The following is a 23,945-nucleotide window of genomic DNA, read 5'->3' as shown; positions in this document are numbered from 1 at the left end:
AACTACACTCCGCTAACTAATTTCTCTAAAGTAACTTCCGCTTCTTCTTCCGCTCTAAAAGCTTCCGATGCAATATTTAAGTTGATATCCGCCATTTCCAAATATCCCTTTTTCATAGATTCGCGAATATGGCGTTTCTTTCTCTCACTTAAATACATTTTCATGGCTACTCGGATAATCTCACTTCGATTCGTATTCTCTGTTTCCACGACACCATCCACTTCCTGCAAAAGATAGGTCGGAATACTAATCATAATCCGTTTGTTATTTACCACAAAGTTGACCCCCCAAAAGAAATTCCTATTTATCTCAACGGCGATACTAATACTCCTCCTTCTACAGAATGGTTCTTCTATTTTAAAATAGTTAGAACCATTACGTACCTAAGTGAAAGTGGGAGATAAGTGCCGCCAAATTTTACCCACAAGGGGTACAGGCGAAATAAGTGCAACTAGAGTTCAGGTGGAGTAAAAACTCCATCTGAACTAAGTTTTCTTTATCTGCACAAGATTGTATACCAACAGTATGCGGTAAAATATTGAAAAATATACAGTATACGTCTTGTCTTATGTCAATGTTTTCATTTTGTCATTCATCATCATTCATCCACTAAAGATATTCGACAAAAAAGCTCAAAATCCTGCTATTATCTATGGTCTTTATACATACAAAGAAATAGACTCAAGAGCTCAATAAAAGTTTCAGGATATTCCTGGAAAAATATCTATATAATCAGTGTATCACTTAATATATACGCGTGGTACACGTTTGCTTATAGATGTTATGATTTCATAATTGATTGTCCCGACTTGATTGGCTAGGGTTTCTACCGATAGTACCTCTCCCTTTTGTTCACCAAACAGGACTACTTCACTTCCAATATTTACATCAGGAACTTCTGTAACATCGACCATCGTTTGGTCCATACACACCCGTCCTACTACATGTGCTTTAACCCCATTCACGAGCACAATGCCTTGGTTGGAAAGGAGTCGATTATATCCATCGGCATAGCCCACAGGTAGCGTTGCGATTCTCGTAGCTTTTGTAGTCTGGTACGTTGCCCCGTAACTAATATACTCTCCTGACTGTACTTCCTTCAGGTACACTACCTTCGTTTTAAATTGCATCGCCGGTTGCAGTAGTACGGGTTCTTGATCAACCTCTGTAGAAGGATAGTATCCATACAAGCTAATGCCTGCACGAACCAGATCGCAGGCTAAATGAGGTGAGTCAATAATGCCACCGCTATTACAGACATGACGTTTGGCTTTACTAAGATGGATATCATCGATCCCATTAAGGAGACCACTAAACTTAGTGTATTGTTGTTCTGTATATTGCTTATCCTTATCATCGGAACATGCGAAGTGCGAATACACTGCTTCAAGATGAATATGAGGGCAGTAATTCAGAAATTGCAGCATTTGCCTAAGCTCTTCCTCTGTCCTGATACCTAGCCGTCCCATTCCCGTATCAATTTTCAGATGGATATTGGCAACTTTTTGTTGTTGCATTGCAGCAATGTTTAACGCATCCATAAACGGCAAATCGAGAACAGTAACCGTGATATTTTGTTCAACAATCTCCTTCGCTGCTGTCATTGGTACATACCCAAAAATTAAGATAGGACAGGTAATTCCTTGAGTCCTAATTTCTAATGCTTCTTCCATGGTAGCTACTGCTAAACATTTTGCACCTGCATCTAGAACCGTCTTCGCTACTGGTAGTACCCCGTGTCCGTAAGCGTCTGCTTTCACTACCGCAATAACATCTGTGCTTTCTCCCACCCTTTTCTTTAGTGCAAGATAATTGGCACGAATGGCTTGTAAATTAATTTCTACCCAAGTCGGTCGATACTGTTTCATCACAACACCTCTAATTCATTAAACCTGTCGTCCTATTAACACCTGTTACATTTTTTGACACCTTGATAATTCATCATACCATATCTTGTTTCTAAAACAATTCAAACTTAAAAGACGAACCCCAGAAAAGATACCCCAAGAATAGATACCATAGGAAAAGAAGAGATGAGGCCACAAGGCCTCATCAATTATTTCACAGCAGGACGGTACACAGTGCTTGCAATTCTCTCCATTTCCTCAACAGAAACATTTCCTGATAACGTAAACTCTAACCCTTGATCATACCATTGAAGCGTTGGATTCGCACCGCTCGTAAGCATTGCTACCTTACCATATAGTTCAATGAGCTGACTGTTATTATCCTTAAATCCTTCAGAGAAAGGCTTTTGAATCAACGTGAAGTTCGCATCGTTACCAGCGTATTGTAATACTGCATACTCAGAGTTGCCTTCCTCCACGATCTTCAAAGACTTTAGAGTTAAACCAGAAGGAACATATTCAGGCTGTAATGGTGTCCATGACTTATCTTGCGCCATTGTTGCCGTAGCATCCATTGGCTCTAACACACCTGTTTTCATTTGCTCTTCTACATTAAACTCAGTATCTTCTAACGGAAGATTCGCCTCGAAGTTCTCAAAGTTTACAGTAATTTTCACTGTCTCTGATTCATCTGTCATATAAGACATTTTAGGGTAGAACCCTTCTTGAAGAACCACTTCTTGTTTTGCAGTGTATTGACCGTTTTGCACTTCATAGGCAAAGTGATACATGCCTTCTTTATACTCATACTCTAAGTTTTCAGCTTCTAAGACATTGTTTAGAAGTGTCTGATATAAGTATAGCTGACCCTTTGCATGTGGCCAATCCTTGCTAAATTTAAAGACCTTATTCATGTATGGGTTAATTACATGAACCCCATCATTGTTTTTAATGATAATTTGTGATACTTCCTTATTCTCATTTTTTAAAGCTACTTTATAGAGCTCTGGAGTTTTGAACCATACTTCAACATAATAATTTTGCGGCATGCCTTCATGATCAACCACTAACTCTGCTTCTAAATGATAGCTTTCAATCTCTGTAGATATCTTTTGTAGTTCCTTCATTACATCTTCTTGTTTCGTAACAGTTCCCCCACATGCTGATAAGACTAATGTAAGAATACCTAACAATATGATACCTAGTTTGCGTTTACCCTTTAGCACAACACCATCTCCTCACTATCTTTCGACAGACTTCTTATGAAAAATGTCTATTTCCCGGGAAATGTGTCATAGGTTATGCTCGATGCGCTATTTTGTGCAATATGGCTCCGGCTGTACGCGATACATCCGATGCCATCGTAGATACGTATGTTGTCTCTGCTAGTTGTTCCGCTGCTTTCCCGTGAATGTAGACGGCAACACACGCTGCCATTTCTAATGAGACCCCCTGGGCTGCAAGCCCCCCTATAAATCCCGCTAATACATCTCCCGTTCCAGCTTTCGCCAAGACATGGCTACCCGTCGTATTGATATACGTATTACCTTCTGGTGTAGCTATGATTGTGTGAGCACCCTTGAGAATAATCGTGACGTGATATCGTTTCGCAAATTGCTCTGCATAATAAATTCTTTTGCTTTCCAATTGCGCGACTGATATTTTCAACACTTTCGCGATTTCTCCTGGATGCGGTGTAACAACTGTCACTCCCTTACGGGTCAATAAAATGTCCAGCTGTTTTTTTAACATGACAAAGGCACTTGCATCGATAATCAATGGACATGTAATGCCAGTAACTAATTTCTCCATCCAATGTAGACTGCCTGTAAAATCATCAACTCCGCAACCTACAACTACTGCTTTCGCATCGTTTGCGGCATCAACTAAAGCATCTGCACTATCAGGAGAAAATGTCCCACCTTCCGAAGCATATCCTCTAAATATAAGTTCTGGGGTTTGACCATTAAAGTAGCGCCGCAATTCTTCAGGAGCATCCCAATATACAAGCCCAGCTCCTATGTGCAAGCTCGCTGTTGCCGCTAATAATCCCGCTCCCATATAGTCAGCAGAACCTGCAATGCAACGCACTCTTCCATAGGTACCCTTGTGGCTATTCGCTGTGCGATGAGGAATCCACGGTTCAATCAATTGCTCCGTTATCAGTTGTCTTTTGATTGGATATTCTTCCTCAACTTTCTTAGGAATCCCTATATCCACGACAACGATATTCCCTGCATAGCCAGCGGCTGGGTATTGATAAAGGCCCTGTTTTGTAAAACCTAGAACTATCGTGTAATCCGCTTGAACAACTGCATCAGAAACTTGCCCATCATCGCCGATTACACCCGTCGGACAGTCAATACTGACAACAACCAGATGATTCTTAGCACGCTTGATCTCATTGATTGTATCGACGGCATCCTTATATAGTCCTTGCAGGTTTCCTTTACTTCCTGTTCCAAGCAACGCATCGATCATGCAATCGTAAACTCCCAATGTGTTCTCCAAGCCCTCTTCTTTCAAGCACTCGATTGGCAACCCCATATTGCGAGCAATCGTATATTGCTGAGCACAATCTCGAGATAAATCCTGAGCGTTTTCTAGTAGGTGAACTTGTACGGAATACCCCATATTATGAAGATACCGAGCAATTACTATTCCGTCTCCACCGTTGTTTCCCTTGCCACATACCACCCCCACACGCATGTCTTTGCGGATGTGCTCTGTGATCCAATTGACAACGGATCTACCCGCATTTTCCATCAATACAGCCGATGGAATACCGATCTGCTCAATCGTATAGCGATCGATTTCACGCATTTCCCTATTTGTAACGACAAACACACTATTCCCTCCTGCGTGTACTAAATTGTATGACAAGTATTGCTCATTCATTACACAAAGGTTGTTTTTATTTCTCAAGAATTGCTTGTGCAATTGCTAAACCCTTATCATGGGTGATACTAACCCATACCGCAGTGACTTCTAACTCCCGTGCTAGCTCCTTAGCATTCCCTTCGAGTGTAACGACTGGCTTCCCATATGCATCCTTGAGAATCACAAGGTCACAGAAGGACACTTTACCAATCCCCGTCCCAAAAGCTTTCGCTAAAGCCTCTTTCGCCGCAAACCGCCCTGCAAGATATTCATATTTTCGAGACTCACTTGGAAGCTGTTGGAATTCCTCAAATTCACGTTCACTTAAGATTCTTTTTACGAAAGCTTGTGGCTGTTTCCCACAAGCTTTCGTAATCCGTTCTATATCAGCTATGTCTAATCCAATACCAACAATCATATAGCGCCTCCATAAATCTCTATTCATTCATTTAGTTCCTATATCGATTAAATCTCTACATATTTAGACCACTAATAATTTTAGTTGTATCCACACACTTCAAGTGGTTACTATTATTACATATATTTCACTACTGATCAGATAGACGTTCAATGATGGCATTCCCGTTTGCCGCTACTCTTACATACGCATACTTCATCGTTCTTTCCACTTCTCCACCAGTACCTTCTGGCACATAATAGTTCTCGATTCCGTAAATAAAACGCCAACCCTGATACTTACCATTCATTACAACATCCATAGGCCCGATTTCTTGCCCTTCATACATTTCTTTAAACTGGTGCACTCCCTGTTCATCTGGTGTTAAGACAATTTGTACTGTTTGACCATGACTCCATTCCTCTCCCATCACAAAGTCAGGGAATTGCTGACCATTTTCAGCGAATAACTGGGAAATTGTATAATTAAGAATTACATAATCGCCCTGCATGATGGAACGCGGATCGAGTGGTACAAGTTCCAACTTAACTGGTTTCCCGTGAACTAATGCTTGTTCACTTGTCCCCACCTGGTAACCCATAAATGCCACTTGCACTACAATAATAAGTAAAATCGTTAGCATTTTACCGCTCCAAAAACAGTCCTGATGGGAGTTTTCTTGAACCATTCCTACGTCCCTACTGTTCCTTTGCTCAAACCATCGCGTAACTGCGAGGAAAATCAAGCCTAATATTAATAAAGCAAGGGATTTATGCAGAAGTTGCCATACTAGGTCATAATATTTGTAGAATAAGAATGCAAACCAGAATGCAAGACCTATTCTCAGTTCATAGCTACGCTCTTGCTGCTGCCCCCAGAAAACTAGTGCCGTTACACCAACAAAGAACAAAACATTATATACGTAGTACGTCCACTCGGAAATGTACGGCGCTTCAATAAACGTTAGTATAAAGAAAAACAGCAATCCGTAAAAGACACTATTCCTATACAGTGAACGCGCTACCTTATCATCGCTTAGCCATTGTCTCTTAAAACGGGTTAGAAGAATTATCACCACATTGACTGCAATTAACGTGATACAAACAAGGTCAAATTCCCGTAGCAGTTCATCCAACTTAAACCCAGCAACTATATGGAATAGTCCGAATAGCAGCATGCGAATTCCGTGATTCGCCACCTTCAATAAGCCTAATACAATAAATATAGCCCATATCACCAGGTATCGATCCGGTGCTGCTAACACAGCGGCTGAACTCATAATATATCCGATACATATCATCGTACCGCCAATAATGTCGTTACGACCGCTCACGTACACGCCTGGCACGAGAAATAGTAATAACCCCATAAAGAAAAAGAACACTGCCATATCATCAAAGGCCGATATTGTATCTGTGATGAGAAAGATAATAGACGACGTTATGACGATAGAGGACAGTACAGTGAATAAAATTGTTGATAGATTCTGCCATGATAACATCTGCCTTGTCTTAGAAATAGCGACACTTCTTGACCCATCTTCGTCAAGCATGGCTTCTGTCTCTGCTTGTAATGTACGTTGCCTTGCTTTCAGTCGCTTTACAATATAGACATTCAAATAGATCACCAATGCGCCCAATAGCAACGTAATGACAAAAATCATCGGGCCAAAATGTTCAATAATAATCTCTATATACTTCACAATTAAATAGACAGTGGTTGCAATACCCGTAACCGTTATATAGAAGTTCTGTTGTCTAACTTTTAAGAAATAATAAAAACAGCCTGCTAGTACAGCAATATATACGCTATTCGTCTGCCATACATACTCTTCTAAAAAGAATCGCATGCTCATCCAAATGAAAAGAACATGACCAATAATAAAACTTAGACCTTTTAAAATTGGAGAATCAATTATTTTCTTTTCTGATGCTAAAAAGCTACCGACATTAATCAGAATCAACAACATAATCGCTTTCAAAATATACGAATCAGGATAGCTAAATGTGTTCGACTCTGGAAAAAAGTAAAACCATATAGTCAAATGTGCAAGGATAAGACTTAAAATATAAAACGGCTGATACCGTGTTACCCATGCGAATAACAGTACTGGTATAAGCCATATACCAAATAAAGTATAGCTGTTTGCATGGGAGTTATAAATCTGTCCGATGAGAGCCACACCAATTCCAAACCCGACGCTACCAGCAAATAGTAACAGCTTACTTAAAAACAAATGCTGCTGAAAAACTTTTGAAAACAGTAATGATAATGAGTAGAATAGAAGCATAATACCTACACTTAACGCTAACTTCGTATACCTGTCAAACTCCGGCCAATTGGCAGCAAAGAAATAAATAAGACCTGCTAACATGAGGGCAATTCCAAGAATATATCCTAAACGGACTAATTTCTCTTTCATACCAACACTCCTCCTCTTATTGATGATTCAACGGCGTTGCCAAGACTTCTATTTCTATCATATCGCAACGACTTCTTCCTAACAAATCATTGAATGACGGCAGTACACTATCACTATATAGACGTAAACCTTGTGGGTTATGTTACAATCGATCTTTTAAGACTTGATAGGTAAGATTATCTTTTTTCAAGCTACTACTATTTTGGGCCTTATCAGATGGCGATTGCAACGATTTCTTTGCATTGGCAAGTTCATTGAATAGCCTCTGCTTTTCTCGTTTCACCTGCTCAGCGTATTGCGGATCAATAATTAGGTCAACCTTCTTTTCTCGAATAAACTTCTGCAACATATCATAAGGAACTTTTGTATCTTGTATCACTTGTGCCACAGAGTGATTTGGATAATCTTTAATATATGCGATAACATCCTCTAGATATTTTTCTTCCTTATCCTTTTCTTTGCAAGCACCACAAATTCTTTCATTCGCAGCTGCAAAAAAAGGGTTCTTACACATTTCACAATATTTCTCCATACCGATACCACCCTTGTCTCGAATCTAACAAAATATATTATCTATTATACAGATAGGATATCCTTTACTACAAGAAACTTGCTTTTCAATAGAAATAGTGGACGGGTACCTCCTGTTTCTATAAAATATAACCAATGAAACTTCAACAGGTTATAATCTGAATGATAGTCACGAGTTATAGTCCAAATTATAGTCAGTCACGAACTAAAAGCAATTACAGGAAAGGTATGAATACGATATGTACAAAGCTAACAATCGAAAATCAGAATACCCAATTGACCCTTTCTTCCTGAATCGCTGGTCTCCTCGAGCTTTTAGTACGGAACCTATAGCAGATGAAACAGTCTTGACAATCCTAGAGTCCGCACATTGGGCCCCATCTTGCTTCAACGAACAACCATGTACATTCATTATTGCCAATACTGCCGAAACTAGAAATGTCTTCTATGAATTTTTGGTCGATTCAAATCGCCTGTGGGCAGACAAAGCTCCTGTCTTAATCGCCATTATTTCCAAAAAAAACTTTGCACGAAACGGTAAGGTGAATGCTTGGCATTCCTTTGATTGCGGGACTGCGTGGGGTTATTTAACAATGGAAGCTTATCGCCAAGACTTGATTACCCATTGCATGGGTGGTTTCAAAAAAGACCTAGCAGCAAAGCTGTTAGAAATTCCAGAAGACTATCAAGTAGAAGTCATTATTGCTCTAGGGAAGCATGCAGACCTATCTGTTTTACCAGCGGAGCTACAAGAGCAAGAAGTTCCCTCTGGCAGAAAGGCTTTACAGGATGTGGTATTTACAGGAAAGTGGACTGCACGTTAAGTACAACGAACAACATATTTTTTACTAAGAAAAAACCATGGAAACGATAAATTCTCGTCCTCCATGGTTTTTTTCGTAATCTTTTATCCTATGATTATTCTAGGATTTTTTTTACTCTATCAACAGCTAAGGTCAATGCGTCTTGCACCGTAGCAGATAGTTCCATAGAATAGCCAATCGACTCTGGCTCAATCCCTACTATTTCCACATCTAAGTTATGACCCAGATACTCCATCCATTGTACAATATCTAGAATCTGCACTTCATGCAACGAAGAAGTCTCACGGATTGTTTCCCCAAGCTGCTTCGGAGTAACATGATAGACCGTGCCAGGTTTATGCCCACCCTTCAAACAATCAATAATAATGATTTTCTTGTATTGAGTGAACACATCCAGCATATCAAAGATAAATGTCCCACCATCCACGAAGTCTACATGATTAGGAAATACACCATAATGTCCTTGCTCTAATTGTTGTATCGCATGGACACCTACGCCATCATCTCCGAGAAGGAGGTTACCGATGCCGATAATGGCAACCTTTGGACTTTCTGTAGTTGTTCTCAAACAATCGATTGCCATAATCAACACCCGCCCCCTAAGTAACATCTATTGTATCTCAATAGAATCACCTAAAATACCATCTGAACACAAGTCTTATATATCCGATTAATTGCCACTAGCCCTACAATGGTGATACGATAAATTGACTAGCAATCTGCTTCTCTGGTGTCATCACATGTACAGCACATGCCGTGCATGGGTCAAAGGAGTGAATAATCCGCATTAATTCTACAGGCTTAGATGTGTCAGCAATCTGTACTCCAGTAAGCGCAAGTTCAATAGGACCAGGCAAATCTGCAGAATCCTTCGGTGATGCATTCCAGCACGTCGGTGTCACAATCTCGTACTTGTTTACAGTGTTATTCTCATAACTTACGAAGTGGACAAGTGCGCCACGAGGCGCCTCTGTAAGTCCGACTCCCATCTTCTTCGCAGCAGAAAGTGTGTGTAAAGCATCGTTATAATCTAGGGCATCCGTTTGACCTTCCGCTCGTAAATTGTCGACCCAACGAACCATTGCATGGGCTATTTTCTTCGCTTCTAACATACGGGCTACATGGCGGTCCATTACAGATACACCTTGTCGATAGTCCCCATTTAGCCACATTCGAGCTAATGGACCTGCTTCATGAGCTTTACCTAGATATCTAGGCGCCTTCGTCCAAGTGTACGCACCCGATTTATTCATCTCTGGTTCTACACTCCCAAGAATGAAACTTTCATTCGGATTCCCAGAAGCATCTGTATACCAAGCATATTTTACGTCTTCAGTAATTTTATATGGATCTACTTCAAATAATTGTTGGTCTGTATATCTTCCACTTCTGAAAAGTTGCTTGTCGTCTTCAACATCAAAAACGCCAAAACTTATAAAGTTCCCATAACCAATACCCACTTGGAAGTAATCCTTATAAACACTAGCAAGCTTTTGTACATCTTGAGCATACTCATTTTCAATGAACGCCTTTACTTCAAGCAATAACTGCTTGTAGGTTGCTATCTCTTGGGCAGTTGGGGTTTTGGTCACCCCACCAGGCATAATGGACATTACGTGTGGTATTTTCCCAGCAAACAACGCTGCCATCTCGTGAGCTTTTCTGCGCATTTCTAACGCCTTTACATAATTAGCAAAGATATCGTCGCTTGCTTTTTGAGAGAAGCGCAAATCGTTTAGCGTCGAACTTTTCCATAGCGTTTTGTTAGGTCCGGCTACAAAATCTGGAACCGTCAAATGATAAAAATGTAAAATATGATTCGAAAGGTAATTAGCACCTTGAATTAAATTTCTCAAAAATTTCCCTTGCTGTTTCGGTTTATAATTTTCCGCACTCTCTATTGCCTTTACTGATGCCATTGCATGAGAGACTGGGCAAAATCCGCAGATTCTTTGAGTAATGTGCACTGCATCTCGTGGATCACGTCTTAACAACAGACTTTCAAATCCACGGAACATATTTCCAGTGCTTTTTGCCGATGTCACACGATTATTTCCATCGACTTCAACCTCTATTTTCATATGACCCTCTAAACGGGTAACTGGATCGAGTTTAATTGTTGGCATAGTATCCCTTCCTTAGTCATCAACTTTAGTTTGGTAAATTTGAGCGAATGGGAAGGCCGTACTTGAGCAACCGATGCACATATTCCCTGTACCAAAGCATCCACGCTTATTCGACCAATTTGTACCCCAGCGGCGAGTATAGCAGGACATCTTTGTCTCATCATGTTTTCCTTTGCAACCCATTTCATCAAAACAGTTGCCGCAAACCCCAAGCTTTTTCGTTTTACTCCTACCCTTTAACGGGCAATTGCTATCATCATGGTGCTTCTTCGCGTTATAAGACCCTAGCGGACGTCTCTTCGTATCTCTAGTGATTGCATCACCAGCCAACAATTTAACAATCGTCTCACCAATAATGTATGGATGAACTGGACATCCTGGCAAATTATAAATCTTATTTACGTGAGAGCTTCCAAGCACTTCTTCGACAGAACGGGCTTGTGTCATATTCGTACCTGCTCCAGATACACCTCGTGAAGAAGCACATGTACCAACTGCTATAATATGTTTCGCCTTCGTCCCTAAATCAATGACTGCCTGTTGAGCTGTCCACGGTTGCCCGTTTCTCTCTCCAATGACACAGTACATGCCATTGGCAGCTGTAGGGATAGCACCCTCTACTATAAGTATAAAATTGCCGTCTCCAGTTGTTTTATCTAACAGTCTCTGAATCGCTTCATTCCCAGAAGCAACCATTAAGTCTTGATGATAATCCAATTCAATTTGGTTAATTAAAATTTGATCTACTTTAGAAACACCATTTGCCGATTGGTTGATTGTATCGTCCACCATATTTAAAAAAGAGATGGTGCAGCCGGAGCAACCGGCTGCTTGTAACCATACAATGGGAGTTGTGTTCATCGATGCTAATACTTCTTTAATTCTAGCTAGCTCCCAGCTACCAATTCCTAGCACGGCAGCAGAAGCGGTTACCCATTTAATAAAGTCGCGTCGTTTCATATTCATCCGTTCTATTCTCCTGTCTATACCATTCTAGAACTATTTGCCGAGCAATCTGTACAGCATTACAGCTGTTTGTGCTCTTGTAGCATTTGCTGTAGGAGCAAAACTTCCGTCTCCCATACCTGTTACAATCTCTTCACGGCTTACAAGCGCGACACCTGCTTGAGCCCAAGTTGCAATCACAGAAGAGTCAGGGAAGTTATGTTCTTGTGAAGTAGTTGCTCTATATCCTTGTTGTTCTAGAACTCTAGCAATCATTACAGCCATTTCCTGTCTAGTAATCTTTCCTTCTGGATCGAATGCTGTAGCAGATTTTCCGTTGATGATTCCGTTTGCGTAAGCGGCTCTTATAGCATCTGCATACCATGCTGATTCCTTCACATCTGCAAATGGAGTTGTAGTTTGGCTACCATCTAGCTTTAACATACGCACAATCATACTTGCAAATTCTGCTCTAGTAACATTCGCATTTGGATTGAATAGTTCACCAGATTTTTCAGCGTTTAGTCCTACTCCGCGGATAATGCCTTTTCCTGCTAATGTTGATACTGCATCGTTTGCCCATGTAATGCTACTAGTATCCACAAAACTCCTAGATGCTGGCATTGCGAAAAACTTACTGAAGTGATTTGTAACAAATTCCACATTGCCTGTAGCTTCGTTATAATTACCACCAACTGCTTCTATTGATCCATCATCTTTTAAGTAGAACGCTGTGATTGTCTTTGGATTCTCACCAGCTTTTAGCGTGTATGGAATTTCGACTTTTACAGGCTTTTGGAACTGACGAATGTTCTGTCCATCTAAAGCAATCTTTAATTCTACTACGTTGCTACTAGAAGGAACATTTTGTCTAGCTACAGCCGATAATTGACTTGACTCAATACGACCTGCACTAATTGTAATATCTGCGCCTCTTGTGCCGTTGAAGATTCCTGTTTGAATGGTAATGTTAGCCGTTTGTATCTGAATTCCTATTCCTTGGATGTTCTTATTTGCAACTTCTTGCATTGCCGTAAATGGAATGACCGCTGTTGCAACATTTGTTCCATCTTCTTTCGGGATTGCAATTCTTACTGACGTTTCAAAAGATTTATTTACAATTATTTGTTCTTTATTTAATGTTGCGTTAATTTCTTGCGTTGCTTGGGATACCTGATTTGCCGAAGTAAGAATTGTATCAACCGTTACTTTTGCAGTTACTTGATCTCCCTGCTTCTGTAGTCCTTCACTCGATACCATCGTTACCCCAGCGCGTTGAATAGCAGTTTGTGCCGTATCTTGGATTGCCTTTTGTACTTCTTGAAGCTCTTTTGCCACTTGAGACCTAGATCCATTCACAGCATTCTTAACCGCCACAGCGTTTTCAATGATATCCTTAGCAATCGATACCGCTTGTTGCGGTTCAACTTTGCTTATGGCATCTTTCGAGCTGTTTAGAACGTTCTTCGTTCCGTCAAGCACCTTTGCTATATCTTCTGCTTTGTCTAACTTTGATACTACTAAAGCTGTTGTTTTTAATGCATCCGATTTCTCTTGTGCAACTGAAGTAGCTTGCGCTGCATTGGCTATTGTAGTTGTTGAGGTAGCCATTGCTTGCAGGGTTTGTGCCGTATTCTGTGCTAGCTCTGTACGCGCTTGTGCGGTATTTGCTGTTGCAGCTTGTTGAGCAATGTTATTGATTGTTGTTGCTTGAGTATTATTGGTTGGCTGTGTTGTTGAACTACTTCCGCCACCACTTGTTGATCCACTACCCGAACTTCCGCTTGAACTAGAACCACTACCTGGTGTTGGTGTGCTTGGTGATTGTGCTAATAGCCCTGATACATCTTGAATTAAACTAAAGCTCGTATTTGAATCATACTGTGAACCAGCAGAGTGAGATCCAGCTATCCCAGCATCTGCCGCTAAACTTCCCAGTGACGGAATACTAGACGGGTCAAACGGCTGTAAGTTTGCAAGAAATGTAAGATTCTTGATTTCTATGAAATCACTATTCATATATTGAATCTTGATATTGGTTGTTTCTGCTTTATCATAACGAAGGCTAAACATATAGGTTCCATTTGCACCTTCTACCACTGTGATACTCTGTCCTTTATTGAGTTTTAATGATTCTGCTACACCTGATACTGGATCGTCATTTATGTCACGTAAGTATAAAATGATATTAAATGTAGAGTTAACAATTAAATCTCCTTGTACGTCTGTGCTACTTTTACTAAGGCTTGGGATTCCTGGACCTTGAGCCATCACAAATTGCAAATCTTTTAACTCTAATATGTCAGTACCACTGAAACGAATTTTAATTGTTTTCTTCTCAATTTTGTCGTAGGTAGCTGTTAATGTATATGTTCCAGGATTCTGCGTACTTTCTACTACATTTACTAGAGTCCCATTATTCAGCGAAAGGGAAGACGCTCCTATAGCAGCTCCTGTTACAGGGTTGTTAGCAAAATCTCGAAGAACTATTGTAAAGATATAAGGCTTATTAACCTCTACGTCCCCTACTGGATACGTTATTGTGCTATTCGCACTAACTGGTACGCCCGCAACCAGAGCTGCTACAAATGTGAGATCTTTTAGCTCTAGTATATCAGTGCTGTTAAAACGTACTTTAATCGTAGTTTTCTCAGCTTTGTCATAGGTTGCAGTTAATGTATATGTGCCTGGATTTTGGCTGCTTTCTACTACATCTACAAGTGTTCCTTTGTTTAATGAAAGTGAAGATACTCCTATGGTAGCTCCGGTTACTACCGTATTTTCAAAATCTCTTAATACAATAGAAAATGTAAATGGTTGATTTACTTCTAACGACCCTACAGGATTTGTGATTGTGCTATTCATCGCCACTGGTACGCCTGGTACCAAAACAGCAGCAAATGTGACGTCTTTTAGCTCTAATATGTCTATGCCATTAAAGCGAACTTTTATCGTAGTTTTTTCAGCTTTATCATAGGTTGCAGTTAACGAGTACGTACCTGGATTGTCCGTACTCTCTACCACATTTAATAATTGACCCTTGTTTAAGGTCAGAGATAACGCTGATTCTGTGACAAGTCTATTGGAACTATCTCTTAAAGTAACTGTAAATTCAAACGGCTGCCCAACTGATAATGTGCCCTGTGGCATTGTAATGTTACTGTTGGCCGTTGTTGGCGGACCTACTACATTACCTACATCACCTGCCGACTGTTCCTCGTGAGATGAAAGGTCTATTTTGTATACTTGTTTTGCCTTATTCCCAACAATAAGTTCATTCCCTACTACAACACTATCTTCTATTTGTCCATTAGGTAACTGAGATGATGATTTACTTTTGATTTGTTTGAATGTTTCACCATCTAAAGAAACATAGATACCGTTTTGCTGTGTTACAACATATAATCGATTATCGTAAATAAATAAATTTCGAATATGTTGGGTAATCGTAGTCGATAACCAAGACGTCCCCTCTTCATTAAGCTTTCTTACTCCTGTATTATTCGATCCAATATAAAAACTCCCGTTCCATGTAACTAAATCATGGATATTATTACTCGCCAAAGTGTTTCCTACTTGTGTCCACTCCGGCGTCGCTAAGTCACCATTAAATTCAAATAACCCAGTATTAGTTGCACCTACATAAACTTTATTGGAAATAGTGAATATTTCTTTCAGTTGTAGTAATGTTGAACCGCTTTTTGGCCCCGATACACTTTGCCATGTAGCGCCATTAAAATAGAATACACCATTACTTTTTGTTGCTAGAAAATAATTATCTTCTCCAACTTGCACAAAGCTTTCAAAATCACTAGATGGCGCAGTTCCACCAGATTTAAAAGAAGTTCCTTTCATATACTTGTTAACATTAAAGGTTACCTTGTAAATGTCTGATTTTTGTAAAACGACATATTGATTTGTCTGCTCGTTTACTCTCTTAATCTTTTTGGGGTCGCTTAAAGTAAAGTCCTGACTCCAAGTCGTCCCATCTTTTGCGATGGAATTCACTGCATTATTAGCTATCGCTAGAATGTGGTCATTCTCACTTGCACTAGCCACATATTTAACCTCACCTGGTAAATTGTTGCCTACCATAGACCAATCATAAACATAATCTTTTTCTTCTGATGCTTGCACCATATGTAATGGCAGCACACTAATTACCATTAGTAAAGCTAGTAAACTACTTACTACTTTTTTCATTGCTCGCCTTCCCCGTAGATTTCTTGTCATCGTTGTCCATCCCATCCAATCTTTTACAAATAGTAATGATTATCATTAATGTATTGTACGGGAATTATACATGATAGTGATAATTATAGTCAATGGCTTTTTGAAGAACCATTCAAATTTTTCGCAAGTATTCTCTGAAATTCAACATTTTTCAGACAGCAAAAAGCCCGGACTTTTGTCCAGGCTCATATCTAGTATACTTATTTCTTCACATTCCTTAAGAACTTACCTAACTCTCTGTCAACCTTGTTAATATGATCGATTAACCAGTCTACTACAATCTGATTAACTTCTATCGCAGTGTGCGGTCCAACAGCAGATTTCTGAATCTGCTCTTTAACAGCTAAGAAGGTCTCTATAAACTTCGTATGCTGCGCTTTATGGGCAGTGTAGTGAGGATAATCGTATTTCAACATTTGCTCCTCTTCCATGCCAAAGTGATCTACCACATATTTCTCTAGAAAAGAAATAATTTCATTAACAGTTCCCTTCCCTTTCCCTTGATTACACGCATCTAGTAAAAGGTTAATTTGACGCACAAGCTCTTGGTGTTGTTCATCGATTGTATCATGCCCTACAGCTAAGTCCGGTGACCATCTGAGACACATATCCATGTTGAACTTAGAGACAGCTTTTGAAAGTTTCTCGGCCATTTTATCTAAATAATCCGCGCCCTTGAGTATCGCCTCTGTTGCATGTACTTGTTCAGAACTTGCCGCCGCTACCTCTTCAGAGTTTGCAGAGAAGATTTCACTAACACTCGTAATATCCATAATTGCCTGATTGACATGATTACTACTGCTTGCCATATTATTCGTACTTTCTCCAACCTGAGAAACGTACTTAAGTAAATTATTCGCTTCCTTATTGATTTCCGAGAAAGCTTGCCCTGTATTTTCAATGACTTTGGAGCCAGTCTTTACTTCGTCTAATCCTTGCTCCATAGCTTTTACTGCATCTGTAATCTCTTTACGAATCTCATGAATGAGATCTGTGATTTTGTCGGTAGCATTCGCAGATTCTTCTGCAAGCTTACGTACTTCTTCTGCTACTACAGCAAATCCTCTTCCATGCTCACCAGCTCTTGCTGCTTCAATCGATGCATTTAACGCTAACAGATTGGTTTGATCGGCAATCCCACTAATGATTGTTACGATGTTTCCGACTTCGTTCGATTTATCTTCTAATATTCGAATCGCTTTTGCAGATTGCCCCACGCGAGATTCTATTACGACCATCTGATCGACCGCTTGTTTTATAGATTTCGTACCTACATCGATATTCTTAGTAACCATTTTCCCTGAGTCTTGCATTTCTGATGCTTTTCCGCTCACAATTGATAGTTCGTAAATCATTGAATCAATATTACGCGCAGCATCTCCAATTTGCTCAGATAACTCAACAGCACCACCAGCAACTTGTTCGATTGCTCCACTTACTTGATGAGAAAAATCTCCTACTTGTTGTCCAGATACTACTAACTCTTTACTAGAAGCCTTTACTTGTTGGGTTGCACTAATAATCTCAGAAATCATTGCTTTCTGATTGTCTAATAAGCTGTTTCCGGATACAGCCATTGATTCTAATTCTGAAGAGCCCTTAATTTTCAATGGTTCCACAGTATAATCTCCAGCTGCAATGCTCGCTTGAAACGCAATAATCTTATTTAACGGGGTAAATAGATTTAATTGAATAAAGAACAATCCTGATATAGCCATCCCTGCAGAAAACAGTGCCCCTATAACTCCTGCGATCGAATTGTCCATACTAAGAAAACCGAAAATTGCCAATCCGCCTAGTCCAACAATAAATGTCATCAATTTAACTTTTAAACTCACGAGAAAGCCTCCCATTCAATTAAAGCTCCTAGTACCCATAGGAATTGTCTAGATATATAATAACAGTTTTGTTCATTTCGTACTATAGAATTATTTAAAATTCTCATGGATTTTCAATAATCTTGTATTCCTATGGATATTAGTGTCTTTCTAACCTTCCTTAGCAATCACTAAGACACCGGGTTTTAATCCATCGATGCGGGGATTCCGTATCATTTGCTGCCCTAGCTCTAGACCTTGCTCTACTACTACTCGATCCGCCGATTCAAACCCCTTATGAATTTTCTGAATTTCTGCTACACCATCCTTGACAACCCATACGGCATCCGCACCATCGTAAGTAAAGATTGATGTTTTAGGTATAATCAATTGATTCGTTTCTTGATGGGTAACAAACGCTACATCAAACACATATCCAAGCCCCAGCCTAACTCCCGCTGGAATATCTTTGTGGTCTATGGAAATTGAAACCTTGACGCGAGTTTCTTTTAGTCCTAGAGTAGAAACCGTTGGTTGAGCAGTCGATGCGATGACACGCACAACTCCCGGAAACTCAATATCTCCTGTTTTACGAGGTTGTGTAATGGTAACTGGTATGCCAACCTCTAAATCGACTATATCTTCCATGAGTACCAACGTCTCTAATTCAAATTGGGTTCCATCATAAATTGTAAAAGCTGCAAACCCTGGCGGGATGACCATTCCCTCTTCAATGTATTTCTCTTGTACAATACCCCCGATTGGAGCATAGATACGTGTATTCGATAACTGATACTCCGCTAGCGCAATTTGTGCTTGAACAAGCTCCCTTTGGCCCATAAATTGCTGGTCGATCCCTGAGGTTGGAATTGCTCTGTCTTTCAATACTTCCAACGCTTGCTCCTGTTGGGCGAGTTGATTACTCAGTGTCACCACAGCCCTTTGTGCTTGGAGATACATTTCTTGACTAATCGCCCCTGCTTCGTAGAGTGCTTCCACTTTTATGACATCCTCTTTTGCCGATTCGAGTTGGATTCTCGCTTGCTCAATGGCTAACTCCTGACTGCGAATTTGACTCGGTCGTAATTCGGGGTACATTTGTCGCTCTTGTCCCTCAAGGCTGATTAGTTGCGCTTTTAATTGAGAAATTTGGTAGCCAAGTTCTCGATTGTCGATTTGAAATAGGAGTGCTCCTTTTTTCACTTGAGCGCCTTCCTTGAAATAGACTTTATCTACTTTTCCTGGTGTTAATGAGTATACAGACCGATCATGCACTGCGACGACGGTTGCTTCTTCTTCAATCTTTTCTTCTAACGATTGCCAAGCGACTTGCATGATATCTACTTCTAATGGTTTATTCGATTCTTGATACATATAAAACGCAATGGCCACACCTATAATCACGAATAATCCCCACTTAATCCATTTCTTCATGACTTCTTCCCCCTAATCCCTCTCTTTAAGAACATCGGCTAATACGAGCTTTCGAATTCTTGAATACGTCGTATACTGTGCGATAAGAATGGAAATCACAGTCCCGATTGCCGCATACACGAATGTAATCGGCTCGAAGTATACTGGTATCGACATAATATCTGAATCGATTGATTGCGCCAATCCCTCTAACATAGAAAACGAAAGTGGTATTCCTACTAGCATCGCTATCCCTGAAATAACCCACTGTTCAAAACTAAGGACTTCAAAGGCTTCCTTAGACGACATTCCTAACACTCGAAGGGAAGCTAACTCCCTTTGTCTTTCCGATAAGGCAATAATACTAGAGCTATAGATAATAGCAAACCCACAAATCCCTGCGAAAAACACTAGAATCCAGCTGGTAAAAGAGTATGACTCTATCAATTCTGTAATTTGCCTCATCGTTTGTCCTTTGTCTTCAATGCCTCCAATAATCGGTGATTCCTGGTAGTTCTTCTTCAGATTCGCAATATCTTCACTAGGAATATTTAATAACATCGATGTAGCAATCGGGCCGTGACCGAGCAACTCCGTCATATACGAATAATCCATAAAGGCATTAGACCCGATATTCTGTGTGATGATTCCTGCTACAGGAACTTGCAGACTCTCCTCTTTAAGATAGGGACTTTCTAATAGTACCTCCCTACCGACCCCTATATCTAACGCTTGTGCTAGATTTTGGGTTAGATAGATTCCATGGGGCTTTAATGTGACTTCATTGCCATCCGAATCAAGCACCCGATACAGACTAGAGTTATTCGCTAGCCCCAGCATTACAACATCTTTTTTGAGCCATTGATTTTCTAGAGACACTGGTACTTCCAGCATTGCCTCCACTTTCTTTACACCTTCTGTACGCCATAGTTCTTTTTCTAATAATTGCTGATATGCAGGTCTTACTAAAGCTATTTTCACATCATAGGTCTGAACTTTCGTAAATTGGTCCTTAAAAATCACATCCCCCATGCTATATAAATAGACAGATACTGCAATCATACTGAATGAAAAAGCAACTCCAATAAGAATAAATACGCTACGCAGCTTATTTCGAAACATATTACGTGTTGCCATTTTTCCTTGCACTGTCAGTAATGACCAAACAAAAGGTAAATGCTCGATTACAATCTTCTTTGCTTTCGGGGGTGTTGGTGGCCGCATAGCTTCTGCCGGTTGAAGCCGCAACAACCCTTTGCTCCCTTGATACGCTGCTATTATGCTAAAAATTAAGGACAAAAGGATACCAAAAAAGAAATAACGCATCGAAAATTCACTCTTCAATCCTGGCAAAGCAAAGAATTGCTGGTATAACTGTGTCATCGGAAACGATAATGCACTACCTGCTAATCCTCCAAGAATTCCGCCAATCAGTCCAATCACCATACCATAGGACAAATAATGGAAAAGAATCTCTCGTTCTGTATATCCAAACGCTTTTAATGTGCCAATCTGTCCGCGTTGCTGTTCTACCATTCTACGTAGCATAATATATAAGACCATCGCCGCGACACCTAGAAAAATCACAGGAACAGTTGCAACCATTGACTCCAATTGCGTAAGTTCTTGTGTTAAGATCACGTTACTCATTTGATCTTTTCTAGGAATGATATATTGTAAGCCATACTTCTTAAGCCTTGGTTTGATTTGTTCTTCTACTTGTTCGTATGTATATCCATCCCTCACCGTAAATACAATATCATTGAAGGTACTTCCGCCTTGAAATAGCTTCATCATCACATCAAGGGGCGCGTAAGCTATACCAAATGTCTCCGGTGCTGGGTAAATGTCTTGCATAGAACGCATGGCATATACGAATTCAGGGCTTTGCCCATGCCCATTGACCGTGAAGTCAACCTTTTTCCCTTCTATTATAGCTGTGATTCCAGATCCTAACTCTATTTGATTCGCCTTTGCAAATGCTGGGTCAAGCAAAATATTCTCAATTCGCGAAGATAAGTGAGTGCCTTCAAGCACGTGCACTCGATTGACACCATCAGCTTTCTCTGTGTTGACAGAAACTAGGCGCAAATACACGCTTTCCGTTCGGTCTGGTGCGTACACCCTTACATCTTGCACGATTCTTCCTTCAATCTGTGCTATCCCATCAATCTTCTCTAAACTCTTCAGTTGTGAAATCGGCATTCCTTCCAGTTTGACAAATCCATCCGCAAAGTTCTGCTCTGAATAAAATCGTTCCTTCGCTGATTCTAAATTCTCATACACGATGGCAATCGATGTGTATACCATGAGACCAATCACAATGACCGCCAAGCATGAAATATATGCAGCCTTATTCAACCAAAGGTCCCTACGTAACTTGCGCCATAACACTACCAGCTCACCTCTTCCGGTGCCACTGGATTTTGATTTACGCGTATATCTGCAAGCTTTCCATCCTTCATAGTAAATACACGGTCAGCCATATCTGCAATGCTTGCATTGTGGGTAATGACCATCACTGTTTTTTGGTATTCCACATTGAACTTTCTTAAGAGTCTTAATACGTGGATGCCCGTTTTATAATCAAGTGCTCCCGTTGGTTCGTCACATAATAATATCTCTGGATTTTTGGCAATAGCACGGGCGATTGCCACACGTTGCTGCTCCCCACCAGATAATTGGGAGGGAAAATGATCGGCACGCTCTGCTAATCCAACATCTTTTAATACTTCCATGGCAGAAAGCGGGTTTCGCGAAATTTCCACCGATAGGTTGACGTTTTCTAGGGCCGTGAGATTCGACATTAAATTATAATGTTGAAACACAAACCCTACCGCCTCGCGGCGATATTTCGTTAACATTCTTTCACTCGCTTTATGTAAAGGGCTCCCATGGTAGTGTAATTCCCCGCCACTAACCTTATCCATACCGCCTATGACATTTAGCATTGTGCTTTTTCCAGAGCCGCTCGGGCCCAAGACCACAATAAACTCACCTTTATATACTTCAAAGCTAGCCTCTTTCAATGCTTCGACACGGACTTCCCCCATTTGGTACCATTTACTCACCTTATTCGCCGTAAATATGATGGATTGATCCATACTATCCCTCGATTCTCTTACATGCTCTCATTTAACATCTTACCAAAATTATGATATATTTTGTTGAGATTACGTTCGATTCTTTCAACTTTTCAACTTTTCAACTTTTGATTATGAATGGACTTGAGGATATATGACAAAATTAAACTTTCCTACCCTCACCAAAGGGATTTATATTCAGAAACGCAACCGCTTTATTGCTGAAGTGCAATTAGATGGTGCTATGATTGATGTTCATCTGCCAACTACTGGACGATTAGATACAGTGCTCGCGCATGGGGCTATCTGTTATCTAAAACCTTCGACGAATCCCAATCGTAAAACAGCGTACTCTCTTTTTCTCGTAGAGGTAGAAGATGGTACCCTAGTATGTATCGATGCATTGGTTGCCAATCAAATGACTGCCCTAATTTTACAAAAGCAACTAATAAATGGAGTACCAGAAGGGGATATTAAAGCAGAGGTTGGGTTCGATCAGCATCGCTTTGATTTTGTCGTGCACAACATTGTCGAGCAAGACTTTTCCGTAACCCACATTATCGAGGTTAAATCAGTTACGATGGCGCATCGTGGAATTGCAATGTTCCCTGATGCCCCTACGGAACGCGGACAAAAGCATATTGCAAAATTGATAGAACTGCAAAAAAAAGAGCAGTTCCAAACGCACATCGTATTCGTTATCCAGCGTAATGATGCCGAATCTTTTGCACCTTGTGTCGACAGAGATCCTAAGTTCGCTCAATTACTTCAACAAGCAAAAGATAATGGTACGATGATTCATGTTTGCTTCACTCGTGTCTCTCCAAAGTCGATGGAGTTAGTAAAGGAGTCTTCATTGTTATGCTAATTCTTGAAATGATGATCATATCGCTTGGGATTTATATAGTTTCTTCCATCACTTTCTTTACAGTAAAATATGGCATATCGCCGATGCCTACATCTGCAGAAGTGCGCAAGCGTGTGTTCCAACTGATTGAGGAAAAACATACGAAAAAACCCATTAGAACCATCGTAGACTTAGGTTCTGGATGGGGCTCTTTAGCGATACCATTAGCAAAAGCAATGCCCCATGTGACAATTTATGCCTATGAAACATCGCATATCCCTTACCTATATTGCAAGTTACGATTATACTTTTCCCCTCAGGAAAATCTCATCTTGCAAAAGGTAGACTTCTTTTCCGTACCATTACAGTCCTATGATATTATTCTGTGCTACTTATATCCGAAAGCAATGAAAAAGCTCCGTTCAAAATTTGAACAGGAGCTAAATGCAAGTCATATCGTGATTAGTCATACGTTTTCCGTGCCAACATGGAAGGCAAATGAAGTATGGCAAATAAATGACTTGTTCCGCACGAAAATCTATCTATATGAACGTAGACTACCTTAAATATCATATATCAC

18 protein-coding genes are annotated in these 23,945 nt (G+C 40.2%); 3 read left to right on the top strand and 15 right to left on the bottom strand.

Translation table 11 applies throughout. The annotated features are described in order from the left end of the window. Window positions 1–2 precede the first annotated feature (2 nt). The 7 genes from BHU72_RS10990 to BHU72_RS10960 form a co-directional block, all read right to left on the bottom strand. Window positions 3–254, bottom strand: a complete 252-nt coding sequence (locus BHU72_RS10990; protein WP_069702767.1) for a CopG family ribbon-helix-helix protein — start codon at window positions 252–254, stop codon at window positions 3–5. A gap of 486 nt (window positions 255–740) precedes the next feature. Then, entirely contained in the window at window positions 741–1,868 is a 1,128-nt protein-coding gene (gene alr / locus BHU72_RS10985) for an alanine racemase (protein WP_069702668.1), read from the bottom strand. A 188-nt stretch (window positions 1,869–2,056) separates the two neighbouring features. Next, window positions 2,057–3,073 (bottom strand): outer membrane lipoprotein-sorting protein, encoded by a 1,017-nt coding sequence (locus tag BHU72_RS10980; protein ID WP_069702667.1) that lies wholly within the window; start codon window positions 3,071–3,073, stop codon window positions 2,057–2,059. A gap of 73 nt (window positions 3,074–3,146) precedes the next feature. Beyond that, window positions 3,147–4,694 (bottom strand): bifunctional ADP-dependent NAD(P)H-hydrate dehydratase/NAD(P)H-hydrate epimerase, encoded by a 1,548-nt coding sequence (locus tag BHU72_RS10975; protein WP_069702666.1) that lies wholly within the window; start codon window positions 4,692–4,694, stop codon window positions 3,147–3,149. A gap of 67 nt (window positions 4,695–4,761) precedes the next feature. Beyond that, the gene (acpS, locus tag BHU72_RS10970) at window positions 4,762–5,145 is read right to left on the bottom strand and encodes a holo-ACP synthase (RefSeq protein ID WP_069702665.1); all 384 of its coding nucleotides are present in this window, start codon (window positions 5,143–5,145) and stop codon (window positions 4,762–4,764) included. Between the two features lie 130 nt (window positions 5,146–5,275). Then, window positions 5,276–7,546 carry a GDYXXLXY domain-containing protein gene (locus BHU72_RS10965; RefSeq protein WP_069702664.1) on the bottom strand — a complete coding sequence of 757 codons (2,271 nt, stop codon included), beginning with the start codon at window positions 7,544–7,546 and terminating at the stop codon, window positions 5,276–5,278. Between the two features lie 142 nt (window positions 7,547–7,688). Then, window positions 7,689–8,078, bottom strand: a complete 390-nt coding sequence (locus tag BHU72_RS10960; protein ID WP_069702663.1) for a hypothetical protein — start codon at window positions 8,076–8,078, stop codon at window positions 7,689–7,691. Window positions 8,079–8,316: 238 nt separating this feature from the next. Here BHU72_RS10960 and BHU72_RS10955 point away from each other — a divergent pair, with 238 nt between their 5' ends. Beyond that, the gene (locus tag BHU72_RS10955) at window positions 8,317–8,901 is read left to right on the top strand and encodes a nitroreductase family protein (protein WP_069702662.1); all 585 of its coding nucleotides are present in this window, start codon (window positions 8,317–8,319) and stop codon (window positions 8,899–8,901) included. 94 nt (window positions 8,902–8,995) lie between these two features. Here the strand turns inward: BHU72_RS10955 and BHU72_RS10950 are convergent, their stop codons facing one another. The 8 genes from BHU72_RS10950 to BHU72_RS10915 all read right to left on the bottom strand — a co-directional run bounded on the left by BHU72_RS10950 (window position 8,996) and on the right by BHU72_RS10915 (window position 22,539). Further along, window positions 8,996–9,484, bottom strand: a complete 489-nt coding sequence (locus tag BHU72_RS10950; RefSeq protein ID WP_069702661.1) for a hydrogenase maturation protease — start codon at window positions 9,482–9,484, stop codon at window positions 8,996–8,998. 103 nt (window positions 9,485–9,587) lie between these two features. After that, complete coding sequence (locus BHU72_RS10945) at window positions 9,588–11,027, bottom strand: nickel-dependent hydrogenase large subunit (protein WP_069702660.1); 1,440 nt, start codon at window positions 11,025–11,027, stop codon at window positions 9,588–9,590. Between the two features lie 12 nt (window positions 11,028–11,039). Beyond that, window positions 11,040–11,993 (bottom strand): NADH-quinone oxidoreductase subunit B family protein, encoded by a 954-nt coding sequence (locus tag BHU72_RS10940; protein ID WP_069702659.1) that lies wholly within the window; start codon window positions 11,991–11,993, stop codon window positions 11,040–11,042. Between the two features lie 33 nt (window positions 11,994–12,026). Continuing rightward, complete coding sequence (locus BHU72_RS10935; RefSeq protein WP_218076129.1) at window positions 12,027–16,205, bottom strand: S-layer homology domain-containing protein; 4,179 nt, start codon at window positions 16,203–16,205, stop codon at window positions 12,027–12,029. Between the two features lie 200 nt (window positions 16,206–16,405). Then, on the bottom strand, window positions 16,406–18,043 hold the full coding sequence (locus BHU72_RS10930) for a bacteriohemerythrin (protein ID WP_069702657.1): 1,638 nt from the start codon (window positions 18,041–18,043) through the stop codon (window positions 16,406–16,408). 150 nt (window positions 18,044–18,193) lie between these two features. Beyond that, complete coding sequence (locus BHU72_RS10925) at window positions 18,194–19,456, bottom strand: efflux RND transporter periplasmic adaptor subunit (RefSeq protein ID WP_069702656.1); 1,263 nt, start codon at window positions 19,454–19,456, stop codon at window positions 18,194–18,196. A gap of 12 nt (window positions 19,457–19,468) precedes the next feature. Further along, window positions 19,469–21,829: an ABC transporter permease gene (locus BHU72_RS10920; RefSeq protein ID WP_083248406.1), complete on the bottom strand. Its 2,361-nt coding sequence runs from the start codon at window positions 21,827–21,829 to the stop codon at window positions 19,469–19,471. After that, a complete protein-coding gene (locus BHU72_RS10915) occupies window positions 21,829–22,539 on the bottom strand; it encodes an ABC transporter ATP-binding protein (RefSeq protein WP_069702654.1) in 711 nt (236 codons plus the stop codon). The genes BHU72_RS10920 and BHU72_RS10915 overlap by 1 nt, the downstream gene beginning before the upstream one ends. A 133-nt stretch (window positions 22,540–22,672) precedes the next feature. Here BHU72_RS10915 and sfsA point away from each other — a divergent pair, with 133 nt between their 5' ends. Beyond that, complete coding sequence (sfsA, locus tag BHU72_RS10910; RefSeq protein WP_069702653.1) at window positions 22,673–23,386, top strand: DNA/RNA nuclease SfsA; 714 nt, start codon at window positions 22,673–22,675, stop codon at window positions 23,384–23,386. Then, a complete protein-coding gene (locus BHU72_RS10905) occupies window positions 23,380–23,931 on the top strand; it encodes a methyltransferase (protein WP_083248405.1) in 552 nt (183 codons plus the stop codon). The genes sfsA and BHU72_RS10905 overlap by 7 nt, the downstream gene beginning before the upstream one ends. Window positions 23,932–23,945: the final 14 nt, after the last annotated feature.

This window comes from Desulfuribacillus stibiiarsenatis, assembly GCF_001742305.1.
Classification (GTDB): Bacteria; Bacillota; Bacilli; order Desulfuribacillales; family Desulfuribacillaceae; genus Desulfuribacillus_A; species Desulfuribacillus_A stibiiarsenatis.
Note: the sequence above shows the minus strand (reverse complement) of the source record. Positions and strands in the feature narration are given on the sequence as shown.